At 70.9% G+C, this 6,057-nt stretch carries 4 protein-coding genes; 3 read left to right on the plus strand and 1 reads right to left on the minus strand.

The window, feature by feature from the left end; translation table 11 throughout:
- Positions 1 to 23: 23 nt before the first annotated feature.
- On the plus strand, positions 24 to 863 hold the full coding sequence (locus AB0K65_RS30770) for a carbohydrate ABC transporter permease (RefSeq protein ID WP_365722319.1): 840 nt from the start codon (positions 24 to 26) through the stop codon (positions 861 to 863).
- A 35-nt stretch (positions 864 to 898) separates the two neighbouring features.
- Positions 899 to 2,284, plus strand: a complete 1,386-nt coding sequence (locus AB0K65_RS30775) for a GH1 family beta-glucosidase (RefSeq protein ID WP_365722312.1) — start codon at positions 899 to 901, stop codon at positions 2,282 to 2,284.
- 133 nt (positions 2,285 to 2,417) lie between these two features.
- On the opposite strand, the gene AB0K65_RS30780 is transcribed toward AB0K65_RS30775, so the two are convergent.
- Entirely contained in the window at positions 2,418 to 3,437 is a 1,020-nt protein-coding gene (locus AB0K65_RS30780; RefSeq protein WP_365722315.1) for a LacI family DNA-binding transcriptional regulator, read from the minus strand.
- Positions 3,438 to 3,727: 290 nt separating this feature from the next.
- Between AB0K65_RS30780 and AB0K65_RS30785 the strand changes: the two genes are divergently transcribed.
- A complete protein-coding gene (locus AB0K65_RS30785; protein ID WP_365722317.1) occupies positions 3,728 to 5,932 on the plus strand; it encodes a discoidin domain-containing protein in 2,205 nt (734 codons plus the stop codon).
- The last annotated feature ends 125 nt before the right edge of the window (positions 5,933 to 6,057 follow it).

A 6,057-nucleotide genomic window follows, 5' to 3' on the forward strand; every position in this document is an offset into this window, starting at 1 on the left:
CGATGAGCACGCCCCGCTCCCCGATGGCGGCGCCCCGCTCCTTCCTCTGGACCCGCCGGATCTTCCTCACCCTGCTCACCGGCTTCGTCGTGCTGCCGGTGTACGTGATGATCTCCAGCTCCCTCAAGCCGCTCGAGGACGTCTCGGGCAAGTTCGAGTGGATCCCCTCCGGCCTCACCCTCCGCCCGTACGTCGACATCTGGGACACCGTTCCGCTCGCCGACTACTTCGTGAACTCCCTGATCGTGGCGGGCGCGGCCACCGTCTTCTCGGTCACCGTCGCGATCTTCGCGGCGTACGCCGTCAGCCGCTACACCTTCCGCGGCAAACGGGTCTTCACGGTGACGGTCCTCTCGACGCAGATGTTCCCCGGCATCCTCTTCCTGCTGCCGCTCTTCCTCATCTACGTCAACATCGGCAACGCCACCGGCATCGCCCTCTTCGGCTCGCGCGAAGGACTGATCCTCACCTATCTGACCTTCTCGCTGCCGTTCTCCATCTGGATGCTGACCGGCTACTTCGACTCGATCCCCCGGGAACTCGACGAGGCGGCCAAGGTCGACGGCTGCGGACCGATCAGCGCGCTGTTCCGGGTCATCGTCCCGGCGGCGGTCCCCGGCATCATCGCCGTCGCCGTCTACGCCTTCATGACCGCCTGGGGCGAGGTCCTCTTCGCCTCCGTCATGACCAACGACACCACCCGCACCCTCGCCGTCGGCCTCCAGGGCTACGCCACGCAGAACGACGTCTACTGGAACCAGGTGATGGCCGCCTCCCTCGTGGTGAGCCTCCCCGTCGTCGTCGGGTTCCTCCTGCTCCAGCGCTACCTCGTCACCGGCCTCACCGCGGGTGCGGTCAAGTGACGTCCTTCCCCACATCGATCACGAAGAGGTTCCCTGTGTCCGAATCCACCGGCTCCCGCCCGCTCGATCTGGAGGCGTTCCCCCCGGACTTCTCCTGGGGGACGGCGACCTCCGCGTACCAGATCGAGGGCGCCGTCGACGAGGACGGCCGCGCTCCCTCCATCTGGGACACCTTCAGCCGCGTGCCCGGAGCGATCGACAACGGCGACCACGGCGACACCGCCTGCGACCACTACCACCGCTGGCCCGAGGACATCGCGCTGATGAAGGGGCTGGGAGCCGACGCCTACCGGCTCTCCATCGCCTGGCCGCGCGTCGTCCCGGGCGGTGACGGCCCCGTCAACGCCGCCGGTCTCGACTTCTACGACCGGCTCGTCGACGGACTCCTCGACGCCGGCATCACGCCCTCCGTCACCCTCTACCACTGGGACCTGCCCCAGGCCCTCCAGGACCGGGTCCAGGACAGCCACGGCGGCTGGACCGAGCGGGCCACCGCCGAGCACCTCGCCGCGTACGCCTCCGTCGTCGCCGAACGCCTGGGGGACCGGGTCACCCAGTGGGCCACCCTCAACGAGCCGCTCTGCTCCGGGTGGATCGGCCACCTGGAGGGCCGCATGGCCCCCGGTCTGACCGACATCACGGCCGCCGTCCGCGCTTCCTACCACCTCCTGCTCGGGCACGGCCTCGCCACCCGGGCCATCCGCGCCGCCGCCCCCGGGGCCCAGGTCGGCCTGGTCACCAACCACTCCACGGTCGAGGCCGCGTCCACCCGGCCCGAGGACATCGCCGCCGCCCTCCGCATGGACGGCCACACCAACCGCTGGTGGCTGGACCCCGTCTACGGCCGCGGCTTCCCCGCCGACATGCGCGAGCTGTACGGGGTCGAGCTGCCGGAGCGGCCCGGGGACGCCGAGACGATCGCGGCCCCGATCGACTGGCACGGCCTCAACTACTACTTCCCGGTCACCGTCGCCGACGACCCCGAGGGCGCCTTCCCCCACGCCCGGGAGGTGCGTCTCCCGGACGTGCCCCGCACCGGCATGGACTGGCAGATCGACGCCGACGGCCTGGAGACCTTCCTGCTGCGCCTCACCGAGGAGTACGGGGTGCGGAAGCTGTACGTCACGGAGAACGGCTCGGCCTTCCCCGACACCGTCGGCCCCGACGGGGCGGTCCACGACCCCGACCGGACCCGCTACCTCGAGCAGCACCTGGCCGCCTGCGCCGGCGCGCTGCGCAAGGGGGCGCCGCTCGCCGGGTACTACGCCTGGTCGCTGCTGGACAACTTCGAGTGGGCCTATGGCTACGACAAGCGCTTCGGCCTCGTCCACGTCGACTACGCGACGCAGAAGCGGACCGTGAAGACGAGCGGGCAGCGGTACGCGGACATCATCCGCGCCCACCGCGCCGGGAGCCGCTGACCGGTCGGCGCACCTGTGGGGCGGGGGCCGTCGTCGGGCCTTCCGCCCCGCTCGCGCGCCTCGCCGCACCCCGCGCCCCGGGCCGGCCGCCGATAAGGCCGGTGGGCCGGGCACGTGCCGGCCGAGGTGCGGGTCAGGCGGAGTCGCGCACCACGAGCACCGGCTCGAACACCTTCGAGGAGGGTTCGGGTCCACTGCCGTCGAGCTGCCCGGCCAGAAGCCCGGCCATCGCGGCCGCCATCCGCTCCACCGGCTGGCGGACGGTGGTCAGCGCCGGGCGGCTCCTGCGCGCCGCCTGGGAGTCGTCGAAGCCGACCACGGCCACCCGGTCCGGGACGGCCACCCCCCGCTCACGCAGGTACTGGCACGCCCCCTGCGCCATCAGGTCGTTGGCGGCGAACACCGCGTCGATGCCCGGGTTCTCCTCCAGCAGCCGGGCCATCGCCTGCCTGCCGCTGTCCACCGTGAACCGTCCCCGCACGACGGGCACGGAGGTCACCCCGTGGGCGGCGAACGCCTGCCGGAACCCGTCGAGCCGCGCGCGGGCGGTCGGGGCCGAGGCGGGCGCCGCGATCGTGGCAGGCCGCCGCCGTCCCGTGGCCCAGAGGTGTTCGGCGGCCAGCCGGGCGCCCGCCTCGTTGTCGAGGTCGACGTAGCCGCATCGCACCGCGTCACGGGGGCGGCCGAAGAGCACCGTCGGCAGACCCGCCGCCACCAGCATCGCCGGAAGCGGGTCGTTCTCGTCGAGCGAGACGACCAGGGCGCCGTCGGCGCCGCCTTGCCGCAGGTACTCCACCAGCTGGGACCGGGCCTGCTCCGACTCGGCCACCAGCAGCACCGGCTGGATGCCGCTCTTGCGCAGCGCCGGAAGCACGCCGTCGACCACCCGCCCGAAGAAGGGGTCCGAGAAGACCCGGGCGGCGAACGCCCTGCCCGTCGCGGAGAAGACGAGACCGACCGTGCCGGTGCGGCGTGTCACCAGGGACCGGGCGGCCTGGTTGGGCGTGTAACCGATACGCGCGATCGCGTTCCGCACGCTCTGCTGGATCTCGGGCGCCACGTTGCGCACGCCGTTGACGACGCGCGACACCGTCGCCCGCGACACCCCCGCCTCACGTGCGACGTCCTCCAGTGTCGGCTCTCGATTCCCCACTCCTGAACCTTAACGGGGCAGGCCGGCCGGCGAGGCGTGCGGCCCAGGTCAGACCCCTGATCCACCGCCGCACGACCACGTGCGCCTCCTCTACGCCCCGGGCGCTGGGCGTGCGCCGTCCCGACCCGCTCCGTCCACAGCTCCGCAGAGGGAGGCCGCGAAGGTGGGTCGACCCTTAATGAAAGCCAAAAGAAAAGCCATGTCCTACTCCTTGACCGCTCGCGCGCACGGCGGGCATGGTTTCGGAGAGCGCTCTCCCACGTTTCCGTTCTGTATACCGAGGAGCCCCCATGCCTACCGTCGGGCCCCCGCCGGCCTACCGGCGCCCCGCGTCAACCGTCAGACGGGCCACCGTCGGCGCACTCGTCTCGTCACTGGCCGGCGCCCTGCTCGCCGTCACCCCGGCCACCACGGCCCAGGCCGCCCCCACCCTGCTCTCCCAGGGCAGGACCACCACCGCCTCGTCGAGCGAAGGGGCCGCCTTCGGGCCGGGCGCCGCCGTCGACGGCAACCTCACCGGGACCCGCTGGGCCAGCCAGTGGCAGGACTCCCAGTGGATCCAGATCGACCTCGGGCAGAGCGCCACGCTCAGCCGCGCCGTCCTGACCTGGGAGGCCGCGTACGGCAAGAGCTACCAGATCCAGGCCTCCGACAACGGCACCGACTGGCGCACCGTCACCAGCGTCACGGCGGGCGACGGCGGCACCGACGACCTCACCCTCTCCGGGTCCGGCAGGTACGTCCGGATGAACGGACTGACGCGGGCCACGGGATACGGCTTCTCGCTGTGGGAGTTCCAGGTGTACGGCACCCCCGGTGACGGCGGTGGCGGCGGTCCGCAGCTGCCGGGCGGCGGTGACCTCGGCCCCAACGTGCACGTCTTCGACCCGTCCACGCCGGGTATCCAGAGCAAGCTGGACCAGGTCTTCCAGCAGCAGGAGTCGGCTCAGTTCGGTTCGGGGCGGCACGCGTTCCTGTTCAAGCCGGGGACGTACAACAATCTGAACGCGCAGATCGGTTTCTACACGCAGATCGCGGGGCTCGGGCTGCGGCCGGGCGACACGACGATCAACGGTGATGTGACCGTGGACGCGGGCTGGTTCAACGGCAACGCCACGCAGAACTTCTGGCGCGGTGCCGAGGGTCTGACGCTGAACCCGGTCAACGGCACGAACCGGTGGGCCGTCTCGCAGGCGTCGTCGTTCCGTCGTATGCACGTCAAGGGCGGGCTGAACCTGGCGCCGAACGGCTACGGCTGGGCCAGCGGCGGCTACATCGCGGACTCGAAGGTCGACGGCCAGATCGGCAACTACTCGCAGCAGCAGTGGTATACGCGGGACAGCGCGATCGGTGGCTGGTCCAACAGCGTGTGGAACCAGACCTTCTCCGGCGTCCAGGGCGCCCCGGCGACCTCGTTCCCCGAGCCGCGTTACACCACGCTGGAGACGACGCCGATCTCGCGTGAGAAGCCGTACCTCTACCTGGACGGCAACGAGTACAAGGTGTTCGCGCCGGCCAAGCGGGTCAATGCCCGCGGGACCAGCTGGGCGGGCGGCGTGCCGCAGGGCGAGTCGATCGCGCTGAGTCAGTTCTACGTCGTCAAGCCGGGGGCGTCCGCGGCCACCATCAACCAGGCGCTGGCACAGGGTCTGCACCTGCTGTTCACGCCGGGTGTCTACCACGTCGACCAGACCATCAACGTCAACCGCGCGAACACGATCGTGCTGGGTCTGGGTCTTGCCACGATCATTCCGGACAACGGTGTGACCGCGATGCGGGTCGCCGATGTGGACGGGGTGCGGCTGGCGGGCTTCCTGATCGACGCCGGTCCGGTGAACTCGCCGACGCTGCTCGAGATCGGTCCGCAGGGCGCGGGCGCCGATCACGCCGCGAATCCGACGACGGTGCAGGACGTGTACATCCGCATCGGTGGTGCGGGTGCGGGCAAGGCCACCACCAGTATGGTCGTCAACAGTGACGACGCGATCGTGGACCACACCTGGGTGTGGCGTGCCGATCACGGCGAGGGCTGGGGCTGGGAGACCAACCGCGCGGACTACGGCGTGCGGGTCAACGGTGACGACGTGCTCGCCACGGGTCTGTTCGTGGAGCACTTCAACAAGTACGACGTGGAGTGGTACGGCGAGCGCGGGCGCACGATCTTCTACCAGAACGAGAAGGCGTACGACGCTCCCAACCAGGCGGCGATCCAGAACGGCACCACGAAGGGGTACGCCGCCTACCGCGTGGACGACTCGGTGAACACGCATGAGGCGTGGGGCCTGGGAAGTTACTGCAACTACAACGTGGATCCGACGATCGTGCAGGATCACGGCTTCAAGGCGCCGGTCAAGCCGGGGGTGAGGTTCCACAGCCTGCTGGTGGTGTCCCTCGGCGGTATGGGCCACTACAACCACGTGATCAACGACACGGGTGCCTCCACGATCCCCGCCGGCACCTCGACCGTGCCGTCGACCGTCGTCTCCTTCCCCTGACCTCCGCCCGGGACGCGCCCACCGGCGCGTCGCCCCCCCCCCCCCCCACCCGGGGGGGCCCCGAGCCCCCCGCCGCCCCCCCCACGGGCACACCCCCCCCCCAGTGGGACGCGGGGTTTGAATTT

It is taken from the genome of Streptomyces sp. NPDC053755 (assembly GCF_040677675.1).
Taxonomy (GTDB): domain Bacteria; phylum Actinomycetota; class Actinomycetes; order Streptomycetales; family Streptomycetaceae; genus Streptomyces.